This window comes from Variovorax sp. 38R (genome assembly GCF_014843395.1).
Classification (GTDB): Bacteria; Pseudomonadota; Gammaproteobacteria; order Burkholderiales; family Burkholderiaceae_C; genus Variovorax; species Variovorax paradoxus_H.
Genome location: NZ_CP062121.1, coordinates 3403307 through 3422750, shown reverse-complemented (window position 1 = coordinate 3422750; position 19444 = coordinate 3403307). Strand labels below are relative to the sequence as shown.

The following is a 19444-nucleotide window of genomic DNA, read 5'->3' as shown; positions in this document are numbered from 1 at the left end:
TGATGTTTGTTTGTTTGCCAGACGTGAGTTCCAAGATGCAATGAACAGGTCAGACCGGCAGCGGGCAAGCTCGACTCCCCCTTGGTGATGCCAATTGAAGTGGGCATCACGAGAAATGAATGAAGCCCCGCTGAGCGGTTCGTATCTGGGTCCGCACGGCCACACGCCCGTGCAACAAGACCGTCGGTAGATGTGCAGTCTGTTCCTCGTTTCGTTGCGACTCGATCCTCACCGCCTTGCAGGCAATACAGCATGGCAAGAAAACAACCCTGAAGCCGTGCTTGACCGCGCGAGAAGTCCCGGTACAAGGGGGAGCGGCGGAAGCCCGCAGGCCGGGGGACATTCGCGGAGCAAGGTACCCCGTCGGCGGGAGCAGGCCCTGAAGCACCCAGGCCCTGCACTCCATAGATCACAAGGTTGTTAAGAATCGACTTTTGAGTCGTTTGACCTTCGTCGTTGCACTCCTACAGTGGTGGTTATCGCCATCAAGGAAGATGGAATGACCAACGTACAACAGGAGTCCAACCGCATGTCCGTGGAAGTTGAAGATGTCATCGCCTTGCCGCCCGCCCTCGAACAGGCCAAGGCACACGCCGCCGAAGCCGGCTGGCCCTACGCCGGCGGCGTGACGCCCCCCGTGGCTTGGCAGCTGGTGCAGAACGGGCAAGCCGTGCTCGTCGACGTGCGCTCCGGTGAAGAGCGCAAGTTCGTCGGCCACGTCCCCGAGAGCCTGCACGTGGCGTGGGCCACCGGCACCGCGCTCACGCGCAACCCGCGCTTCGTGCGCGAACTCGAAGCCAAGCTGGCCAAGGACGGTGGCAAGGAGGCCGTGGTGCTGCTGCTGTGCCGCAGCGGCAAGCGCTCTGCACTGGCGGCCGAGGCCGCTGCCAAGGCAGGCTTCACGCAGGCTTTTAACGTGCTCGAAGGCTTCGAGGGCGAGATCGATGCGCGGCAGCACCGCGGCGGGTCCGACGGCTGGCGCTTTCATGGCCTGCCGTGGGTGCAGGACTGAACCCCGAACCCACAGACAGAAAACACAAGGGAGGAAAAAACACATGGCTCAATTTGAAGTGAGCGACATCGTGCGCGCACTGCACGAGGTGCGCGACGAGTGGCGCGATTCGCAGCGCCGTTCGCGCGAGCCCGGGGCGCGCGAGTTTCCGTCGCGCGATGCGCTGACGCAGATCGTCGAATCGCTCAAGGGCGCGCTGTTTCCGATGCGGCTCGGCCCGCCGGACCTGCGCCACGAGAGCGAGGATTTCTATGTCGGTCACACGCTCGACGCCGCCTTGCAGGCGCTGCTGGTGCAGGCCCGGCTCGAGCTGAACTTCAATGCACGGCTGGCACCGCGCCCGGCGAGCGAGATCGATGCGTCGGCCACCGAGGCGGTGCGCCAGTTCGCGAACGCGCTGCCGGGCCTGCGCCGGCTGCTCGACAGCGACGTGCTCGCGGCCTACCAGGGCGACCCCGCCGCGCGCAGCGTCGACGAGGTGCTGCTGTGCTATCCGGGCGTGCTCGCGATGATTCATCACCGCCTCGCGCACCGGCTCTACGAGCTCGACCTGCCACTGCTCGCGCGCATCGTGGCCGAGCTGGCGCATGCGCAGACCGGCATCGACATCCACCCGGGCGCGACGATCGACGCGGGCTTCTTCATCGACCACGGCACGGGCGTCGTGATCGGCGAGACAGCGGTCATCGGCAAGCGCGTGCGCCTGTACCAGGCCGTCACGCTCGGCGCCAAGCGCTTCCCGACCGACGCCGAGGGCAACCTGCAGAAGGGCTTGCCGCGGCACCCGGTGGTGGAAGACGACGTGGTCATCTACGCGGGCGCGACCATCCTGGGCCGCGTGACCTTGGGCAAGGGCGCGGTCATCGGCGGCAACGTGTGGATCACCGACGACGTGAAGCCCGGCGCCAGCGTCACGCAGGCCAGCCTGCAGAACAACAGTGCACCGAAGGCGGGCAGCGTATGAAAGCCTTTGTCGAAGACTTCGGCGTCACCGTGCGCCAACTGCGTGAAGGGCAGGGCTGGTCGCAGGAGCAGCTGGCCGAGCGTTCCGATCTGAACCGCTCGTACGTGGGCGAGATCGAGCGCGGGCGCGTGATCCCGTCGATCGTCACGGCGCAGAAGTTGGCCACTGCACTGGGCATCAACATCGTCAACCTGCTCGCGCGTTGCGAGCAACTGGAACAGTCGCGCCTTGCACGGCGGATCAACTTGGCGGCTATAGCCTGTTGAGGGGAAACCCGTGGTCCCCGGACACTGGGGACCACAGTGTTTTCTTCTTTCTCTCAACCCACGGAGCCTTGATCCATGAGTGCAACAGTCGGTGGTACCACCGCCCTTGGCGACAACGCCGCCCGCCAGCTAGCCAACGCCACCAAGACCGTTCCCCAACTCGAGACCATCAGCCCGCGCTGGCTGACGCACCTGCTGCAGTGGGTGCCGGTGGAGGCGGGCATCTACCGCGTCAACAAGGTCAAGAACCCCGAGTCGATCAAGGTCACGTGCACCTCGCGTGAAGAAGAGAACCAGCTGCCGCGCACCTTCGTCGATTACGAAGAGAACCCGCGCGAGCACTACCTGAACGCCGTGAGCACCGTGCTCGACGTGCACACCCGCATCTCCGACCTGTACAGCAGCCCGCACGACCAGATCAAGGAACAGCTGCGCCTCACGATCGAGACGATCAAGGAGAACCAGGAGAGCGAGCTCATCAACAACCCCGACTACGGCCTGCTGGCCCAGGTGAGCGAAGAGCAGCGCATCTTTCCGCTGACCGGCGCACCCACGCCCGACGACCTGGACGAGCTGCTGACCAAGGTGTGGAAAGAGCCTGCGTTCTTCCTCACGCACCCGCTGGCTATTGCCGCCTTCGGCCGCGAAGCCACGCGCCGCGGCACGCCGCCGCCGACCGTGAGCCTCTTCGGCTCGCAGTTCATCACCTGGCGCGGCATTCCGCTGATTCCGTCGAACAAGGTGCCGGTGGCCGACGGCAAGAGCAAGATTTTGCTGCTGCGCGTGGGCGACAAACGCCAGGGCGTGGTGGGCCTTTTTCAGCCGGGCCTTTCGGGCGAGCAGAGCCCGGGGCTGTCGGTGCGCTTCATGGGCATCAACAACCATGCGATCGCGTCGTACCTGATCTCGTTGTACTGCTCGCTCGCGGTACTGACCACCGACGCGCTGGCCGTGCTCGACGACGTCGAGATCGGCAAGTACCACGACTATCCCGACACCTACAAGTAAGCCGCGGTGAGCAGCACACCCCCGATCCCGGGCGAGGCGCCGTTCGATCCGGCCATCCTCGCGCGCATGGCGAGCGCCATGTTCTCCGCGCCGCCGGGCGAGCAGTTTCCCGCCAACATCGCACCGCCGGGCTCGCCGCTGGTGAGCCCCGCCGGCTTCGGGCCCAGCGTGCCGGGCACGCCGATCCCGCAAGGGCAGATTCCGGGCGCCAACGTGCTGCCTGCATCGCCGACCCAACTGCCTTCGCTCGCGAACCGCGCGCCGGCCTTGCTGCCGCATGCGGTGGCGGGCAATGGTGTGCCGGACAACGTGTTGTCCGTGGCGCCGGCTTTCGAGCCGCGTTCGGGCGGTGTGGTGCAGGGCGTGCCGCAGCAAGTCGGTGCACCCGTGGCGCCACAGGCAGCGGCCTCGCCGTTCTACTTCCTGAACCACAGCTACGGGCATCCGGTGGCCAGCGCCAGCGATGGCTTTGCGATCCATGATCCGTTTGCTGGCCTTGCCGCGCCGACGGCACAGCCTGCGTTGCCGCCAAGCCCGCCTTCGGCGCCAGTCGGACGCGACGCGCAGTTCTATTTCGTCGATGCGGTGCGTCTGCCCAGCGGCTTCGTCACACCAGCCAAGCCCGACCCGCGCGGCCCCGATGCCGTACCGCTCGCCGGCAGCGGCCAGCATCCGCCATTCGACGTCCACGCTGTGCGCCGCGACTTTCCGATCCTGCAGGAGCGCGTGAACGGCAAGCAGCTCGTGTGGTTCGACAACGCCGCCACCACGCACAAGCCGCAATCGGTCATCGACCGCATCGCCTACTTCTACGCGCACGAGAACTCGAACATCCATCGCGCGGCGCATGAGCTCGCTGCACGTGCGACCGACGCCTACGAAGGCGCACGGGAGCGCGTGCGCAAGTTCATCAACGCGCCCGAAGTCGAAGAGGTGATCTTCGTGCGCGGCACCACCGAGGCCATCAACCTCGTGGCCAAGAGCTGGGGCGGCCAGCACGTGGGCGAGGGCGACGAGATCATCGTGTCGAACCTGGAGCACCACGCCAACATCGTGCCGTGGCAGCAGCTTGCTGCTGCCAAGGGTGCGAAGCTGCGCGTGATTCCGGTGGACGATTCGGGCCAGGTGCTGCTCGACGAATACCGCAAGCTGCTGAACGACCGCACGAAGATCGTCGCGGTCACGCAGGTGTCGAACGCGCTGGGCACCGTGGTGCCGGTGAAGGAGATCGTCGAACTGGCCCACCGTGCCGGCGCGAAGGCGCTGGTCGATGGCGCGCAGTCGGTCTCGCACATGCGGGTCGACGTGCAGGACCTGGGCGCCGACTTCTTCGTGTTCTCCGGCCACAAGGTGTTCGGCCCGACGGGCATCGGCGTGGTCTGGGGCAAGCGTGAGGTGCTCGAAGACATGCCCCCGTGGCAGGGCGGCGGCAACATGATTGCCGATGTGACCTTCGAGAAGACCGTGTTCCAGCCGATCCCGAACAAGTTCGAGGCCGGTACCGGCAACATCGCCGATGCGGTGGGCCTGGGCGCAGCCATCGACTACGTGAACAAGGTCGGCATCGAGAACATCGCGCGCTACGAGCACGACCTGCTGGTGTACGGCATGGCGCAACTGGGCGCGATCCCCGGCGTGCGGCTGATCGGCACGGCGGCGGACAAGGCGAGCGTGATGTCCTTCGTGCTCGACGGCTACACCACCGAAGAGGTGGGCCACGCGCTCAACGACGAAGGCATCGCGGTGCGCACGGGACACCACTGCGCGCAGCCGATCCTGCGGCGTTTCGGCGTCGAAACGACGGTGCGGCCTTCGCTGGCGTTCTACAACACCTTCGACGAGATCGATCGGCTGGTGACGGTGGTGCGGCGACTCGCCGGCCAGCGGCGCACGCGCTGAGCCGGGTCAGGGCTTCGATGCCAGGTGCTGCCTGAAGAAGGCGAGCACCTTGGCATTGAAGTCTGCATGGAAGGCGGCGCGGTCGAATCCGCCGGCATCGCTGCAGATCTCCGGCAGGGCCTTGGCCATGGCGGGCGTGCAAGGCGCCAAGAAAGCGAAGTGCGCGGTGTTCGCGGGCATGTGCCAGTCCGGCACGGTGGGCAGGTTGCTGCGGATGGCTTCCACGTCGCCCGGCGTCACGCCATCGCCGCCGCGCGCCGAGGCCCAGAGCTGAATGGGCACCGCGATCTGCTTCAGCCCCTCGGCATCGAAAAAACTCAATGGATCGACGATCACCGCCGCCTTGATGCGCGCATCGCGCACCGGGGGCGCAGGCAGTTCCTGGCGCTGGATCTGGCCGCAGAACGGAATCTTCGATGCCGGCGTGCAGAAGCGCAGGCCGAGGTTGAAGTTGGGCACCGCGCCCGTCGCCACGAGGCCGGTGTAGCCGCCGCGTGAGAAACCGAAGAAGCCGACCTTTGTCGTGGCGATCTTCGTGCGTCCGGCCCATGCGTTCAGCATGTGATCCGCCAGTCGGCGCATGTCGACGGGCCGCGCGGCAAATGTCGAGAGGTGGCCCCGGCGTTCCATGTCCTGGAAGTTGTCGTTCGGGTGGTTGATGGCGGCGACCACGAAGCCTGCATCGGCCAGCGCCGCCGCCGTGTCGTGGTGTCCGAGGAACGAGCCGCCCGAGCCATGTGACATCAGCACCAGCGGCAGCCCCGTGCCGGCGATGGGACAGTCCTTGGTGGCCGAAATCGCAATGACGCCGAACGCGATCTCGTTGGGTGCCGTCTCGCAAGGCGCCCACACCGCGCCGCGCAAGGCCGGCCCGTCCTTGTCGGCCGGCACCTCGATGAAGCTGAAGCCCGCCGCATGGCTCCATGCGGCAGACAAGCAGAGGGCGGCGAGCAGGGCAAGGCGATGCAAGGTCATGGCGCGCAAGGGTTTGAGGGCAGAAAAGGCCGCCAGTGTGCCGCCTCGGGGCGCGTGCCGCCAGCCCGTTTTGCGTCGTGCGATGCGGGCGCGCTATGCTCTGTCGCTGTCCATCACGCTGCTTGTCCTTGCATGTCCCAGCCTCAGGTTTCTTCTTCCGGCGCTCCTTCTGTCAACGAGTCGTGCGACGTGTTCGTGATCGGCGGCGGCCCCGCCGGCTCGACCGTCGCGGCGCTGCTGGCGCAGCAGGGCCGACAGGTGGTGCTGGTCGAGAAAGAGCACCACCCGCGTTTTCACATCGGCGAATCGCTGTTGCCCGCGAACGTCGAGCTGTTCGACAGGCTCGGCGTGCGCGACCAGGTCGAGAAGATCGGCATGCCGAAGTTCGGCATCGAGTTCGTCTCGCCCGAGCATGAGCACCGCAGCTATGTCGAGTTCGCCGAAGGCTGGGACAAGTCGCTCGACTCCGCCTGGCAGGTGCGCCGCTCCGAACTCGACGAGCTGTTGTTCCGCAACGCCGCCACGCGCGGCGCACAGACCTTCGAAGGCTGCAAGGTGCGCGACGTGGCTTTCGACGCCGACGGCGCGACCGTGCAGGCCGTGATGGACGACGGCGCCAAGCGCAGCTGGCGTGCCCGCTTCGTGATCGACGCGACGGGCCGCGACACGTTGCTGGCCAACAAATTCCGTTGCAAGCAGAAGAACCCCGCCCACAACAGCACCGCGCTGTTCGGCCACTTCACCAACGCCGAGCGGCTCGAGGGCAAGAAGGAAGGCAACATCAGCATCTGCTGGTTTCCGCACGGCTGGTTCTGGTTCATCCCGCTGGCCGACGGCACGACCAGCGTGGGCGCGGTGTGCTGGCCCTATTACCTGAAGACGCGCGAAAAATCGCTGAAGGAATTCTTCTACGACACCATCGCGCTGTGCCCCGTGCTGGCCGACCGCCTGAAGGGCGCCACGCTGGTCGACGACGCGGTGCACGCCACCGGCAACTTCTCGTACTCGAGCACGCACGCCACGGGCGACAACTATCTGCTGCTGGGCGACGCCTTCACATTCATCGACCCGATGTTCTCATCGGGCGTGTACCTGGCGATGCACAGCGCCTTCGACGGCGCCGAACTGGTGGCCACCGCGCTCGACCAGCCGGCCGAACTGGCCCGCGCCCGCGAAGGCTTCGAGGCCATGATGCGCAAGGGCCCGCGCGAGTACTCGTGGTTCATCTACCGCGTGACCAACCCGACCATCCGCGACATGTTCATGTACCCCGGCAACCCGTTCCGGGTGAAGGAAGCGCTGATGTCGCTGCTGGCCGGCGACATCTACAAGGGCACGCCGATGTGGGGCGCGCTGCGCATGTTCAAGGTGCTGTACTACGGCATCTCCCTGGCCAACTTCCGCCGCACCATGGCGGGGTGGAAGCAGCACCGCTTCAACATCCGCGACATGGGGGCGTTGAAGGGGGAGACGATCCAGAAGTCGGACTAGGCGACCCGAGCGCCGGGTTCCTGCGGCAGGGCTACCAGCCCGACATGCCGGTACTGCCGGATGCCCAGGCCTTGCTCGAAGCCCGCAGCGTGGCCACCGCATGCGCCACCCCCAACTGCGGACTGCTGAGCACATCGACCCCCAGGTCCGCCAGCAACCCCGTCACCGGCGCCATCGACGCCTGCGCGAGCACGATCACGTCGGTGCCATCGGCGGCGGCGCGGATCGATTCGGCCAGTGTGGCCACGTAGCGCGCGGTGTCGCCCGACTGGAAATGCACCCAGGCGTCTTCGACCAGCAGCGTGCTGGCGCGGATGCCGACACCGGCCTGCCGCGCTGCGGACAGCACGAGCGACAGGGTGGGGTCGATGGTGCTTTCGACGGCGCCGACGATCAGCACGCGCGGGCCGTTGCGCACGGCGCGGTCGGCCATGGCGCGGTCGATGCGCAGGGCGGCAAAGGCGCCGCCGGTGGCGGTCTTTTCGGCGATGCCGCCGATGGTCGAGCAGGTGCACACGACCACAGAGGCACCGTCCGAGGCGGCGTCGCGCATGGCCTCGTGCACGCGCGTCACCAGGCCGGCGTGGTCGACGCCCAGCGTGCGCGCATCGGCCAGCAGCTCTTCCATCACCAGGTGCTGCACGCGCAGCTCGGGTGCGATCTCGCGTGCCAGGCCGCCGAAGGTCTGCACATGCACCTGCGCCGTGTGGAGGAAGGCGAGCGTGTCGGTCATGGCGTGGCTGCCGTTCAACCGGCTTCGCGGGCGCGCCGGAACTCGTAGGCCTTGAGGTGCACGTACGCCGTGCGCAGCACCGACGGCGTGGGCGATGCGCTGCGCGGTGCGCGGGCCAGCAGGTCGCCCAGGATGTGGTCGGCCTCGACGCGCGCGCCGCGGGCCATGTCCTTGTACATCGAGGCGGTCATGGGCGAGCCGGCGGTCGTGACCACCGCGCGACCGCGCGTGAGGGCGCCGGGGCGTGGCGCGAAGCCGTTGTGGGCGGCGATGGCGCAGCACTCGTCGAAGATCGCGAGCGCCACGTCTTCGCCGCCTGCCGCCACGATGTCGCCGATGGATGCGTGCATGAGGCTGGTGAGGCCTGCCGCAGAGGCGATGAAGACCCACTTCTCCCACATGTCCTGCGCGATGGTCTCGCTCGCCATGGCGGCGAAGTTCGCGCCGGCGAATTGGGCCGCGATGGCGTCGATGCGCGCCGAGCGGCCGCCCACGCGTTCGCCGTAGCTCAGGCTGTGCATGTCGTTCAGGTGCAGCACGCGGCCTTCGTCGTCGAGGGTGGCGGAGATCATGCACAGGCCGCCGAGCACGCGGGCCTCGCCGAAGCGCGCGACCAGCCGGTCGATGTGGCCCAGGCCGTTGAGCAGCGGAAGGATGACGGTGTCGGGCCCGACGGCGGGCGCGAACGAGTCCATGGTCGCGTCGAGGTCGTAGGCCTTGCAGCCGACCACGACCACGTCGTAGGGGCCATCGATCTGCTGGGCCAGCACGTGCTTGGGCGTCGGCAGGTCGAGGTCGCCGCAGGGGCTGCGCACGACGAGGCCGGTCGTGGCCAGCTGGGCCGCGCGGCCGGGACGCAGAAGAAAGGTCACATCGCGGCCCGCTGCGAGCAGGCGCCCGCCGAAGTAACCACCGAGTGCACCGGCACCCACCATCAGGAATCGCATCGCGCGCTGCCTCCGAAGAAACTGAAGATCGGAAGCGATGATGCCCCGGATCGCGCGCGGGCGCCTCAGGGGTGTTGCGAGGCCACCAACCGTTCGCGGGCAAAGGGCCGCAGGTCGAGGCCGTGCGCGCTCTCGCGGCCCAGCACCCGGTCGGCGATGGCGTCGCCCAGCCCGGCCGAATGCTTGAAGCCGTGGCCGGAGCAGGCCGAGACGATCAGCACGTTCGGCAGGCCGTCGAGTGCGTCGATCACGAAGCGGCGGTCGGGCGTGACGGTGTACATGCAGGCGCGGGCCTTGATTGCATGGCCCTTGATCTGCGGAAAGCGACCGGCCACGCGGTCGCGGTACATGGCGGCGGTTTCTTCGGCGCTCACGTCGCGGTCGAGCGCGTCGGGCGTGGTGGCGTCGACGTACTGTTCTGTGGCGACCTTCAGCGCGGGCTGCGATGCGTCCGAGGCCGGAAAGCCGTACATGTAGTCTTCCTGCGCGTCGCCGAACATCCAGATGAAGATGGGAAAACGCCCGGGCGCGAAGTCGGCCGCGGCGGCGGGTCCGGTGTCGAACCAGTGCATCACCTGCCGGTGCACGGAGAAGTCGGCCTGCCAGTCGGTGCGCGCCTGACGGCCGAGAAATTCGGGCAGCCAGGCGCCGGCCGCGACCACCACCTGGTCGGCGGTGAAGCTCGCGGTCTCGGTGCGCACGCGCACGGTGTCGCCGTTGCCCACGGGCTCGACGCTCAGCACGCGCTCGCCGGTGCGGGTCTGTGCGCCGTCGGCGCGGGCCACGGCGAGCTGGGCGGCGATGGCGTCTTCAGGCCGCACGAAGCCGGCATCGCGTTCGAGGTAGCCGATCTCGTCGCCCTGCAGGTGGAACTGCGGGTAGCGCGCGCGAATGCCGGCCGCGTCGAGCACCTCGTGCGAAATGTCGAAGCGCTCGGCGCAGGCGATGGTGCGGCGCACGAAGTCGGACTTGCCGTGGTGCGCGGCGACGCGGTCGCGTGGCGCGAGGACGAGGCCGCCGGTGGTGGTCATCAGCGTGCGGTCGGTGCGCGCCTCGAGTTCACGCCAGATGGCGTGCGAGCGGTGCACCAGCGGCACGTACTCGTCGCCTTCGCCGACGGCCAGCCGCGTGATGCGCGAATCGCCGTGCGAGGAGCCGCGGTCGTGCGGCGGTGCGAACTGGTCGATGCCGAGCACGCGTGCGCCGCGTTGCGAGAGCTGGTAGAGGGTGGCCGCGCCGAGGGCGCCCAGGCCGATGACGATCGCGTCGTAATGAGAGAGGGAACGGGTCACGGGGCAGAGGGTGTCGTCGTCACACAAGGTTCAGGTCGAGAAATGCATCCTTCACCGCGATGGGCTGGGGAATGAGCTTCAGCTGCGCGAACACGTCGGCCAGGCCCTGCTGCTCGCGGGCGATGGCGGGCGTGAGCGCCACGACGCCATACTGCCGCCGTTCGGTCGCCAGCGCCAGCACCTTGGGCTCGACCTTCAACTGCGGCGCGAGCGTGGCCACCACGTCGCCGGGGTGGGCCTGTGCCCAGTCGTTGGCCTTGCGCAGTTCGGCGAACACGGTGCGCAGCGTCTCGGCGTTGGCGCGCGCGAAGGCGGGCTGCGCGAAGTGGTAGGTGCGGTTGCCGCTCAGGCCGGTGCCGTCGAACAGCAGGCGCGACTCGGTCGCCACCTGCGCGCCGGCCAGGAACGGGTCCCACAGGCCGATGGCCGCGACGCTGCCCGACTGGTAAGCGGCCACGGTGTCGGAGGCCGTGACGATGTAGACCGGCTCGATGTTTTCATAGCGCAGGCCGGCCGCTTCGAGCGCGCGGATCAGCACGTACTGCGTGTTGTAGCCGCGACCGGTGACGACCTTCTTGCCCTTGAGGTCGCGCACGCTGCGGATCGGCGAGTCACGCGGCACCAGGAAGCCGACACCGCCGGGGTAGGGGCTTTCGGCTGCGAGGTAGACCAGGCCCTTGCCGCTGGCCTGCTGGAACACGCCGATGCCGTCGGAGGCATGGCCGAAGTCGATGGCGCCGGCCGCCAGCGCTTCCGACAGCTGGCTGCCGCCGAGGAACTCGCGCCACTCGACGTTCACGCCGGCCGGTGCCAGCGCCTTCTCGAGCTGGCCCGTGCCCTTGAGGATGTTGAGCGTGTTGAACTTCTGGTAGCCGATGCGCAGGGTGCGGGCGCGCGTCTGGGCGAACAGCGGGGCCGATGCGGCGACGAGGGCTGAGGCGGCGCCGGCCTGGAGCAGGCGGCGGCGGGAAGACGAGGAAAAGGTGTGCATGGCGTCGGCGAAAAATCGGCGACTGTAGGTGCGGGCGGCGCGCCGGGCCACGAAGCTTTTGTCATGTGCTCATGCACAAACTGGCGCACGTCACTACAAAGCGATGCATGAACTTTTCCGGAAAAGGTCATGGGGCCTTCGCATAATCGTCGTCGTCATTCCGACCCTCTCACTCAAGGAGCTTCATTCATGGCACAGACCCGGATCGCCGTCATCGTCGGCAGCCTGCGCAAGGATTCGTTCAACCACAGGCTGGCGTTGGCGCTGGCGCACCTGGCGCCGTCGGACTTCACCTTCGAAACCCTGCGCATCGACGACCTGCCGCTGTACAACCAGGACGACGATGGCAACCAGGCCGCTTCGGTGAAGCGCCTCAAGAGCGAGGTCGCGGCCGCGCAGGGCGTGCTGTTCGTCACGCCCGAATACAACCGCTCGATTCCCGGCGTGCTGAAGAACGCCATCGATCACGCATCGCGCCCCTACGGCCAGAGCGTCTGGGCCGGCAAGCCGACCGGCGTGGTCGGCATCTCGGTGGGCGCCATCGGCACCGCGCTGGCGCAGCAGCACCTGCGCAACATCCTGGCCTACCTCGACGCGCCCACGATGGGCGGGCCCGAAGTGTTCCTGCAGGCGAAGGAAGGCCTGTTCGACGACAAGGGCCACATCGGCAACGAAGGCACGCAGAAGTTCCTGCAGGGCTGGATGGACAAGTACGTGACCTGGGTGAAGAGCCATTCGGCTGCCTGACGAATCGGGCGCCGTTCGACGCCCATGAGAAAGCCGCCCCTTGTGAGGGCGGCTTTCTTTTTGGAACTGACGATTTGATTGTCGCTATTTCAACTGAATTGAAAAATTGAATTCAATATCGATCAATTGGGTGTGGAAAATTATCGAACCGTATTTCCAACGACATAGCCGCCATCGACCGGCAAATCGGTGGCCGTAATGAACGCGGCGGCCGGACTGGCATAAAAAATCGCGGCGCCAACCAGATCTTCGGTCGATCCCCAGCGCTTGAGCGCGGAATGGCCGGCAATCAGGTCGTGGCTCTTTGGCACGCTCCACAGCACTTTCGTCATATCGGTCTTGTGGTATCCCGGAGAAATCGTGTTGACCCGCACGCCATGGGGACCGTACGCGTGCGCCAATGTTCGGGTCAAGCCGAGAAGCCCGGTCTTGCTCGCGGCATAGGCGGGAATTTCGGGCTCGACAAGATAGCTGAGCATCGACGAGATATTGATGATGCTGCCCTTCGCGCGGATCAGGTGCTCGCGAAAGGCGTACGACATGCGCATGACGCCATTGAGGTTGACGTTGATCACATCGAGGAAGACTTCCTCGGTATGTTCTGCCTCGCCGCAAAGGATGCCCTGTGCGTTGACCAGAACGTCGAGCGTTTCAAATCTTGCGGCAAACGCCTTGATGCCGTCGCCATCGCGTGCATCGAGGAGTTCGAAGCGAATGGATTGATTTGCCGGATTTAGCCTTTCCCTAGCGATCTTTTCAGGACTGCTTCCGGTGGCCACGACCGATGCACCGAGCCTCGCAAAGCCGTGCGCAATTGCGAGCCCGATGCCACTGGTGGCGCCCGATACCACAATGGATTTTCCATTGAAGAGGTCGCCGCGAAAGGTGTCGAGCAGGGTGTCTCTGTCTGTCTGATTTTCTTGCATGATTGGCCAGGAAGTGGTTGACTGCCGAATTGGCCAAAAAAGATTATCAGTGTTGGGTTGCTTTGGATATTTGATTCAAATGGAATTAACCAAAGACCTAAATGTTTGCAAAGGTCTGTTGTTTTGGGCGATTTGAGGCGTGCGCGGTGAAATGGGGTGCGCGCCGCACTGGCCCAGCGCGAAGGCACCCCGTGGCGAGGTGCTTCGGCAAGAGAAAGGCCAAAAAGCCGCGTCGGGTCCCTGCCACTGAGACCCAACGGGCTGTGAGCCGGCCGGCAAGGCTCAGGCAGCCTGGGCAATGTCCTTTTGGTTGGCTGCTTCAGCGGTCGCCACCACGATGTCGGCGCGGGCGGCGGTCAGTGCGGCGGCCTTGGGCGCGTCACCCATCGCGATGCCTTCGGCGCGCACGAAGCGCACGTCGGTGATGCCGAAGAAGCCGAAGATCACCTTCAGGTAGCTCTCCTGGTGTTCCGCGGCCTGACCGCCTTCGGAGGTCGAGTAGATGCCGCCGCGGCTCGACGCCACGATGATGGTCTTGCCGCCGGCCAGGCCCACGGCGCCCTTGTCGGTGTACTTGAAGGTGCGGCCGGCTTGGGCGAGGCGGTCGATCCAGGCCTTGAGCTGGGTCGGGATGGTGAAGTTGTACAGCGGGGCGCCGATCACGACGACGTCGGCGGCCAGGAACTGGGTCACCAGCTTTTCCGACAGGGCGTTCTCGCGCAGCTGCGCTTCGGTCGGCTGGGCCTGCACGCCGGTCTTGATGCCCAGGGCGTCGGCGCCGAAGTGCGAGGGCGCGTCCACGGCAAGGTCGAGGTACTCGACCTGGGTGTTGGGGTGGGCGGCGCGCCAGGCGGCGACGGTTTCGGCGGTCAGCTGGCGCGAGGTGGAGCCGGAGGCCAGGATGCTGGAGTCGATGTGGAGCAGCTTCATGTCAGTCAATCACTTTCTGTGCAAGGTGTCGGCGCTGAGAAGTGGCCGGCGTTGGGAGAATTCTATTTTTGATGCGAGTGATTGATAAGTAGCCAAAATTTGATCAGATCGTTCTGTTTGCAGGACAATGAAGCCATGCAAGACCTCAACGACATGGTTTTCTTCGCCGAGGTGGCCGAACGGGGCGGCTTTGCCGCCGCCAGCCGGGCGCTGGGCATTCCCAAATCGCGCCTGTCGCGCCGCGTGGCCGAGCTCGAGGAGCGGCTGGGCGTGCAGCTGATGCAGCGCAGCACGCGGCGCCTGTCGCTCACGCCGGCCGGCGAGATCTATCTGCGCCATGCCTCGGCGATGCGCGACGCAGCGCAGGCGGCGGCCGAGGCGGTGGCGCAGGTGCAGACCGAGCCGAGCGGGCTGGTCCGGCTGACCTGCCCGGTGACCATCTCGCACAGCGGGCTGGCGCAACTGATCCCGCTGTTCATGGCGCGCTACCCGGCGGTGCGCGTCGACATCCGCGTCATCAACCGGCCGGTGGACCTGATCGAGGAGGGCATCGACATCGCATTGCGCGTGCGCCCCACCATCGAGGACAGCACGGTGCTCGTGGCCAAGACCTTCGGCCACAGTCGCGGCGTGCTGGTCGCGAGCCCAGCGCTGCTGGCGGAACACGGGCCGGTCGAGGCGCCCGCCGACCTCGCGAAGCTGCCGACGGCGGCCATGTCGGTCAACGGGGAAGGGCGCGCCGAATGGCGGCTCGAAGGCCCGGAAGGCCGCGGCCACCTGCATGTGCACACGCCGCGCTACGTGGCCGACGACCTCGCCACGCTGCAGTTCGGCGCGCTGGGCGGCGTCGGCGCGACCCTGCTGCCCGACTACATGTGCACTGCCGACGTCGAGGCGGGCCGGCTGATGCGGGTGCTGCCCGGCTGGGGGCCATCGCCCGTGGTGGCGCACATGGTGTTTCCGGCGCGGCGGGCGCTGGTGCCCGCGGTGCGACGGCTGATCGACTTCCTGTCCGAACACCTGCAAAGCGAGCAGATGCGGATGTTCTGAGGCCAGAATTGCTATCTAAAAGATAGCGTCACGCCAGGGCTTCGCAAGTTCTATATGCGAAAAACGTCATATCCAAACAAACAGATATTCGTTTGCCATTGAAGCAGCGGTTCGCACAATCCAGGGCTTCACCCCCTCCTTGGAGCGACCATGGCAACCCTGCGACTCGGCGACACCGCCCCCAATTTCACCCAGGACTCCAGCGAAGGCCCGATCGACTTCTACCAGTGGGCCGGCGATTCGTGGATCGTGTTCTTCTCGCACCCGGCCGATTTCACGCCCGTGTGCACCACCGAACTCGGCAAGACGGCGGCGCTGTCGGGTGAGTTCGCCAAGCGCGGTGTGAAGCCCATCGCGCTGAGCGTCGACCCGGCCACCAAGCACAAAGAGTGGATCAGCGACATCAACGAGACGCAGAACACCACCGTCAACTTCCCGATCATTGCGGACGCCGACCGCAAGGTGGCCGACCTGTACGACCTGATCCACCCGAACGCGTCGGCCACGGCCACCGTTCGCAGCGTGTTCATCATCGATCCGAAGAAGGTGATCCGCACCACCATCACCTACCCGGCATCGACCGGTCGCAACTTCGACGAGATCCTGCGCGTGATCGACTCGCTGCAGCTCACCGACAGCCACAAGGTCGCCACGCCCGTGAACTGGAAGGACGGCGACGACGTCGTCATCGTGCCGAGCATCCAGGACCCGGCCGAACTGGCCGAGCGCTTCCCCAAGGGCTTCAAGGCCGTCAAGCCTTACCTGCGGATCACGCCGCAGCCCAACAAGTAAGAAGCACAGGCGGCACCCGCACATGCAGACACGCGTGGTTATCGTGCCCGGTTGGCGCGACTCCGGGCCCGGCCATTGGCAGAGCCTGTGGGAAGAACGCATTCCGGGCGCGGCGCGGGTGGTGCAGGACGACTGGGCCTCGCCCAAGCGCGATGCCTGGGTGCCCGCGCTGGCCAAGCTGGTGCTGGAAAGCGAAGGCCCCGTGGTCATCGCGGCGCACAGCCTGGGCTGCATCGCCACGGCCCACCTGCCGCCCGAGGCTGCCGCCCGCATCCAGGGTGCGCTGCTGGTGGCGCCGGCCGACCCGGAGCGCCGCGCGGTGCTGTCCGACTTCGCGCCCGTGCCGTATGCGGCGCTGCCGTACCGCAGCATCGTGGTGGCGAGCAGCAACGATCCTTATTGCCCCATCCGCCTTGCCGGCGCCTACTCGCGCGCCTGGGGCAGCGAGTTCGTGCGCATGCAGAATGCGGGGCACATCAACATCGATTCGGGGCATGGAGACTGGCCGCTCGGCCTGGCCCTGCTGCAATCGTTGACCGACGAACCCGCCGCCTGGTCGGCCGGTCGTGAATTTTCAGACAACCTGGCAACCACATGACTTCCAGAATCAAGACCTTCGCTGCCGTGCTCGCGCTGGCGTCCTCCGCACTTGCCGGCAGCACCGCCTTCGCCCAAGGCACGGGCCTGCTGAACGCCTCGTACGACGTGGCGCGCGAGTTCTACAAGGACTACAACGCGGCCTTCGTGGCGAACTACAAGAAGACCACGGGCAAGGACGTCAAGATCGACCAGTCGCACGGCGGCTCCAGCGCCCAGGCGCGCGCCGTGGCCGACGGCCTCGACGCCGATGTGGTCACCATGAACACCTCGACCGACATCGACTTCCTGGCCGGCACCGGTGTGGTCGCCAAGGACTGGAACAAGAAGTTTCCCGAGAACGCATCGCCCACCACCTCGACCATGCTGCTGCTGGTGCGCAACGGCAACCCCAAAGGCATCAAGGACTGGGACGACCTGATCAAGCCGGGCGTGCAGGTCGTGATCGTCAACCCCAAGACCGGCGGCAACGGCCGCTACGCCTACCTGGCCGCCTGGGGCTACATCAAGAAGAAGGGCGGTACCGACGCCCAGGCTGCCGAGTTCGTCGGCAAGCTGTTCAAGAACGTGCCGGTGCTGGCACGCGGCGGCCGCGACGCGACCACCGCCTTCCTGCAACGCAACATCGGCGATGCGCTGATCACCTTCGAATCCGAAGTGGTCTCGATCGACCGTGAATTCGGCACCGGCAAGGTCGACTCGGTGTACCCGTCGATCTCCATCGTGGCCGAGAACCCGGTGGCCATCGTCGAGCGCACCGTCAAGAAGAAGGGCACGGGCGAGCTCGCCAAGGCCTACCTCGACTGGCTGTACTCCGAAGAAGCGCAGGAAATTGCCGCCAAGCATGCGCTGCGCCCGCGTTCGCAGACCGTGCTCAAGAAGTACGCCTCGACCTTCAAGCCGCTGCAGCTGTTCACGGTGCAGGAACTGTTCGGCAGCCTGAGCGAAGCGCAGAAGGTGCACTTCAATGACGGCGGTCAGTTCGACAAGCTCTACACGCCTGGCGCGAAGTAAATGAGCGGCGCTGCTTCTTCGGCGCTCCCGGCAGCGGGAGCGCCTTTTTCACGTGCCAACCGGGCAGGAGGCGCCAAGCGCGTGCTGCCCGGTTTCCACATCACGCTCGGCTTCACGGTCTTCTATCTGTGCCTGATCGTGCTGATCCCGCTGTCGGCGCTGGTCTTCAAGACCTTCACGATGACCTGGGAGCACTTCTGGGTGTCGGTGACCGCGCCGCGCGTGATGGCCTCGTACCGCCTGACCTTCGGCGCCTCGCTGATCGCCGCCATGGTGAACGCGGTGTTCGGCCTGCTGGTGGCCTGGGTGCTGGTGCGCTACAAGTTTCCGGGCAAGCGCATCGTCGATGCGCTGGTCGACCTGCCGTTCGCACTGCCCACGGCCGTGGCCGGCATCTCGCTCACGGCGCTGCTCGCGGGCAATGGCTGGGTCGGGCAGCTGCTGGAGCCGTACGGCATCAAGCTGGCGTTCACGCCGGCGGGCATCGTGATTGCGCTGATCTTCATCGGGCTGCCGTTCGTGGTGCGCACGGTGCAGCCGGTGCTCGAAGACACCGAGAAAGAACTGGAAGAAGCCGCGACGTCGCTGGGTGCCACGCGCCTGCAGACCTTCACCCGGGTGATCTTTCCGGCGATTGCACCGGCATTGCTCACGGGCTTTGCCATGGCCTTCGCACGTGCCATCGGCGAGTACGGCTCGGTGATCTTCATCGCCGGCAACATGCCGATGATTTCCGAGATCACGCCGCTCATCATCATCGGCAAGCTGGAGCAGTACGACTACACGGGCGCCACGGCGGTCGCGTTGGTGATGCTGGTGCTGTCGTTCATCCTGCTGCTGGTCATCAACGGCCTGCAAGCCTGGCAGCGCAAGCGCGCAGGAGCCTGACATGAGCGCACCTTCAAAAATCATCCGCCGCGCACAAGCCGGCACCACCGAGTCGGCCTGGGTCCGCTGGACGCTGATCGGCGTCGCCCTCGTGTTCATGTTCCTGTTCCTCGTGCTGCCGCTGGCGGCCGTGGCGGTCGAGGCGCTGCGCAAGGGCCTCGGCGCCTACCTCGAGGCGCTGAAGGAACCCGATGCGTGGAGCGCCATCCGCCTCACGCTGATCACCGCCGCCATCGCCGTGCCGATGAACCTCGTCTTCGGCGTGGCCGCGGCCTGGGCCATCGCGAAGTTCGAGTTCCGTGGCAAGGCCTTTCTGACCACGCTGATCGACCTGCCGTTCGCGGTGTCGCCGGTGGTGGCGGGCCTGATTTACGTGCTGGTGTTCGGCGCGCAGGGCTGGTTCGGCCCGTGGCTGGCGGAGCACGACATCAAGATCATCTTCGCCGTGCCCGGCATCGTGCTGGCCACCGTGTTCGTGACCTTTCCCTTCATTGCGCGCGAACTCATTCCGCTGATGCAGGCGCAGGGCACCGACGAAGAGCAGGCCGCCATCGTGCTCGGCGCGACCGGCTGGCAGACCTTCTGGCGCGTGACCTTGCCCAACATCAAGTGGGGCCTGCTGTACGGCGTGATTCTGTGCAATGCACGCGCCATGGGCGAGTTCGGCGCGGTGTCGGTGGTGTCGGGCCACATCCGCGGCCAGACCAACACGATGCCGCTGCACGTCGAGGTGCTCTACAACGAATACCAGTCGGTGGCCGCCTTTGCGGTGGCCTCGCTGCTGGCGATCCTGGCGCTGGTCACCCTGGTGATCAAGTCGGTCATCGAGTGGCGCCATGAGCGCGAAATGAAAGCCATCGCCGAGCTGCCGCCCGAGCGTCCCCCCGAGCCTTCGGCGGCCTGAGAAGACGAGAGAACAAGA

Annotated in this window: 20 protein-coding genes; 13 read left to right on the top strand and 7 right to left on the bottom strand. The window is 66.4% G+C overall.

Translation table 11 applies throughout. The annotated features are described in order from the left end of the window. Window positions 1-529 precede the first annotated feature (529 nt). The 5 genes from IG196_RS15710 (at window position 530) to IG196_RS15690 (ending at window position 5149) form a co-directional block, all read left to right on the top strand. A complete protein-coding gene (locus IG196_RS15710) occupies window positions 530-1012 on the top strand; it encodes a rhodanese-like domain-containing protein (protein ID WP_192197031.1) in 483 nt (160 codons plus the stop codon). A 43-nt stretch (window positions 1013-1055) separates the two neighbouring features. Then, complete coding sequence (epsC, locus tag IG196_RS15705) at window positions 1056-1976, top strand: serine O-acetyltransferase EpsC (RefSeq protein ID WP_192196864.1); 921 nt, start codon at window positions 1056-1058, stop codon at window positions 1974-1976. Next, the gene (locus IG196_RS15700; protein ID WP_099789595.1) at window positions 1973-2242 is read left to right on the top strand and encodes a helix-turn-helix domain-containing protein; all 270 of its coding nucleotides are present in this window, start codon (window positions 1973-1975) and stop codon (window positions 2240-2242) included. Before epsC ends, IG196_RS15700 begins: the two co-directional genes overlap by 4 nt. Before the next feature lie 75 nt (window positions 2243-2317). After that, window positions 2318-3250 (top strand): family 2A encapsulin nanocompartment shell protein, encoded by a 933-nt coding sequence (locus IG196_RS15695; RefSeq protein WP_042579703.1) that lies wholly within the window; start codon window positions 2318-2320, stop codon window positions 3248-3250. Window positions 3251-3316: 66 nt separating this feature from the next. After that, on the top strand, window positions 3317-5149 hold the full coding sequence (locus IG196_RS15690; RefSeq protein WP_192197030.1) for a family 2A encapsulin nanocompartment cargo protein cysteine desulfurase: 1833 nt from the start codon (window positions 3317-3319) through the stop codon (window positions 5147-5149). A 6-nt stretch (window positions 5150-5155) separates the two neighbouring features. On the opposite strand, the gene IG196_RS15685 is transcribed toward IG196_RS15690, so the two are convergent. Beyond that, window positions 5156-6124, bottom strand: a complete 969-nt coding sequence (locus IG196_RS15685) for an alpha/beta hydrolase family protein (protein WP_192196863.1) — start codon at window positions 6122-6124, stop codon at window positions 5156-5158. A 132-nt stretch (window positions 6125-6256) separates the two neighbouring features. Between IG196_RS15685 and IG196_RS15680 the strand changes: the two genes are divergently transcribed. Then, complete coding sequence (locus IG196_RS15680; protein ID WP_192196862.1) at window positions 6257-7615, top strand: NAD(P)/FAD-dependent oxidoreductase; 1359 nt, start codon at window positions 6257-6259, stop codon at window positions 7613-7615. Window positions 7616-7646: 31 nt separating this feature from the next. Here the strand turns inward: IG196_RS15680 and IG196_RS15675 are convergent, their stop codons facing one another. From IG196_RS15675 to IG196_RS15660, 4 genes are all read right to left on the bottom strand, one after another. After that, window positions 7647-8348 (bottom strand): aspartate/glutamate racemase family protein, encoded by a 702-nt coding sequence (locus IG196_RS15675; RefSeq protein ID WP_192196861.1) that lies wholly within the window; start codon window positions 8346-8348, stop codon window positions 7647-7649. Window positions 8349-8362: 14 nt separating this feature from the next. Beyond that, window positions 8363-9295, bottom strand: coding sequence for a 2-dehydropantoate 2-reductase (gene panE, locus IG196_RS15670; RefSeq protein WP_192196860.1), 933 nt, complete (start codon window positions 9293-9295; stop codon window positions 8363-8365). Window positions 9296-9360: 65 nt separating this feature from the next. Continuing rightward, on the bottom strand, window positions 9361-10587 hold the full coding sequence (gene solA, locus IG196_RS15665; RefSeq protein WP_192196859.1) for an N-methyl-L-tryptophan oxidase: 1227 nt from the start codon (window positions 10585-10587) through the stop codon (window positions 9361-9363). Window positions 10588-10606: 19 nt separating this feature from the next. Then, window positions 10607-11578 carry an aliphatic sulfonate ABC transporter substrate-binding protein gene (locus IG196_RS15660; protein ID WP_192196858.1) on the bottom strand — a complete coding sequence of 324 codons (972 nt, stop codon included), beginning with the start codon at window positions 11576-11578 and terminating at the stop codon, window positions 10607-10609. A 189-nt stretch (window positions 11579-11767) separates the two neighbouring features. Between IG196_RS15660 and IG196_RS15655 the strand changes: the two genes are divergently transcribed. After that, window positions 11768-12325 (top strand): NADPH-dependent FMN reductase, encoded by a 558-nt coding sequence (locus IG196_RS15655; protein WP_192196857.1) that lies wholly within the window; start codon window positions 11768-11770, stop codon window positions 12323-12325. A 140-nt stretch (window positions 12326-12465) separates the two neighbouring features. Here IG196_RS15655 and IG196_RS15650 read toward each other — a convergent pair whose 3' ends face one another. After that, window positions 12466-13251 carry an SDR family NAD(P)-dependent oxidoreductase gene (locus IG196_RS15650; RefSeq protein ID WP_101491756.1) on the bottom strand — a complete coding sequence of 262 codons (786 nt, stop codon included), beginning with the start codon at window positions 13249-13251 and terminating at the stop codon, window positions 12466-12468. Between the two features lie 282 nt (window positions 13252-13533). Then, window positions 13534-14181 carry an FMN-dependent NADH-azoreductase gene (locus IG196_RS15645; RefSeq protein WP_192196856.1) on the bottom strand — a complete coding sequence of 216 codons (648 nt, stop codon included), beginning with the start codon at window positions 14179-14181 and terminating at the stop codon, window positions 13534-13536. Window positions 14182-14316: 135 nt separating this feature from the next. Here IG196_RS15645 and IG196_RS15640 point away from each other — a divergent pair, with 135 nt between their 5' ends. From IG196_RS15640 to cysW, 6 genes are all read left to right on the top strand, one after another. Further along, window positions 14317-15231, top strand: coding sequence for a LysR family transcriptional regulator (locus IG196_RS15640; protein WP_192196855.1), 915 nt, complete (start codon window positions 14317-14319; stop codon window positions 15229-15231). Window positions 15232-15381: 150 nt separating this feature from the next. Beyond that, a complete protein-coding gene (locus IG196_RS15635; protein WP_099789561.1) occupies window positions 15382-16023 on the top strand; it encodes a peroxiredoxin in 642 nt (213 codons plus the stop codon). Window positions 16024-16045: 22 nt separating this feature from the next. Beyond that, a complete protein-coding gene (locus tag IG196_RS15630; RefSeq protein WP_192196854.1) occupies window positions 16046-16621 on the top strand; it encodes an RBBP9/YdeN family alpha/beta hydrolase in 576 nt (191 codons plus the stop codon). Next, entirely contained in the window at window positions 16618-17634 is a 1017-nt protein-coding gene (locus IG196_RS15625; protein ID WP_192196853.1) for a sulfate ABC transporter substrate-binding protein, read from the top strand. The genes IG196_RS15630 and IG196_RS15625 overlap by 4 nt, the downstream gene beginning before the upstream one ends. Further along, window positions 17635-18522 carry a sulfate ABC transporter permease subunit CysT gene (gene cysT, locus IG196_RS15620; protein WP_099789553.1) on the top strand — a complete coding sequence of 296 codons (888 nt, stop codon included), beginning with the start codon at window positions 17635-17637 and terminating at the stop codon, window positions 18520-18522. It begins immediately after the preceding gene. A gap of 1 nt (window position 18523) precedes the next feature. Then, the gene (gene cysW, locus IG196_RS15615; RefSeq protein ID WP_101491751.1) at window positions 18524-19426 is read left to right on the top strand and encodes a sulfate ABC transporter permease subunit CysW; all 903 of its coding nucleotides are present in this window, start codon (window positions 18524-18526) and stop codon (window positions 19424-19426) included. Window positions 19427-19444: the final 18 nt, after the last annotated feature.

What these genes read in the sequence shown, in the direction of transcription:
- IG196_RS15710 (WP_192197031.1), top strand. Translation starts at nt 530, where the DNA reads ATGTCCGTGGAAGTTGAAGATGTCATCGCCTTGCCGCCCGCCCTCGAA.
- epsC (WP_192196864.1), top strand. Translation starts at nt 1,056, where the DNA reads ATGGCTCAATTTGAAGTGAGCGACATCGTGCGCGCACTGCACGAGGTG.
- IG196_RS15700 (WP_099789595.1), top strand. Translation starts at nt 1,973, where the DNA reads ATGAAAGCCTTTGTCGAAGACTTCGGCGTCACCGTGCGCCAACTGCGT.
- IG196_RS15695 (WP_042579703.1), top strand. Translation starts at nt 2,318, where the DNA reads ATGAGTGCAACAGTCGGTGGTACCACCGCCCTTGGCGACAACGCCGCC.
- IG196_RS15690 (WP_192197030.1), top strand. Translation starts at nt 3,317, where the DNA reads ATGGCGAGCGCCATGTTCTCCGCGCCGCCGGGCGAGCAGTTTCCCGCC.
- IG196_RS15685 (WP_192196863.1), bottom strand. Translation starts at nt 6,124, where the DNA reads ATGACCTTGCATCGCCTTGCCCTGCTCGCCGCCCTCTGCTTGTCTGCC.
- IG196_RS15680 (WP_192196862.1), top strand. Translation starts at nt 6,257, where the DNA reads ATGTCCCAGCCTCAGGTTTCTTCTTCCGGCGCTCCTTCTGTCAACGAG.
- IG196_RS15675 (WP_192196861.1), bottom strand. Translation starts at nt 8,348, where the DNA reads ATGACCGACACGCTCGCCTTCCTCCACACGGCGCAGGTGCATGTGCAG.
- panE (WP_192196860.1), bottom strand. Translation starts at nt 9,295, where the DNA reads ATGCGATTCCTGATGGTGGGTGCCGGTGCACTCGGTGGTTACTTCGGC.
- IG196_RS15660 (WP_192196858.1), bottom strand. Translation starts at nt 11,578, where the DNA reads ATGCACACCTTTTCCTCGTCTTCCCGCCGCCGCCTGCTCCAGGCCGGC.
- IG196_RS15655 (WP_192196857.1), top strand. Translation starts at nt 11,768, where the DNA reads ATGGCACAGACCCGGATCGCCGTCATCGTCGGCAGCCTGCGCAAGGAT.
- IG196_RS15650 (WP_101491756.1), bottom strand. Translation starts at nt 13,251, where the DNA reads ATGCAAGAAAATCAGACAGACAGAGACACCCTGCTCGACACCTTTCGC.
- IG196_RS15645 (WP_192196856.1), bottom strand. Translation starts at nt 14,181, where the DNA reads ATGAAGCTGCTCCACATCGACTCCAGCATCCTGGCCTCCGGCTCCACC.
- IG196_RS15640 (WP_192196855.1), top strand. Translation starts at nt 14,317, where the DNA reads ATGCAAGACCTCAACGACATGGTTTTCTTCGCCGAGGTGGCCGAACGG.
- IG196_RS15635 (WP_099789561.1), top strand. Translation starts at nt 15,382, where the DNA reads ATGGCAACCCTGCGACTCGGCGACACCGCCCCCAATTTCACCCAGGAC.
- IG196_RS15630 (WP_192196854.1), top strand. Translation starts at nt 16,046, where the DNA reads ATGCAGACACGCGTGGTTATCGTGCCCGGTTGGCGCGACTCCGGGCCC.
- IG196_RS15625 (WP_192196853.1), top strand. Translation starts at nt 16,618, where the DNA reads ATGACTTCCAGAATCAAGACCTTCGCTGCCGTGCTCGCGCTGGCGTCC.
- cysT (WP_099789553.1), top strand. Translation starts at nt 17,635, where the DNA reads ATGAGCGGCGCTGCTTCTTCGGCGCTCCCGGCAGCGGGAGCGCCTTTT.
- cysW (WP_101491751.1), top strand. Translation starts at nt 18,524, where the DNA reads ATGAGCGCACCTTCAAAAATCATCCGCCGCGCACAAGCCGGCACCACC.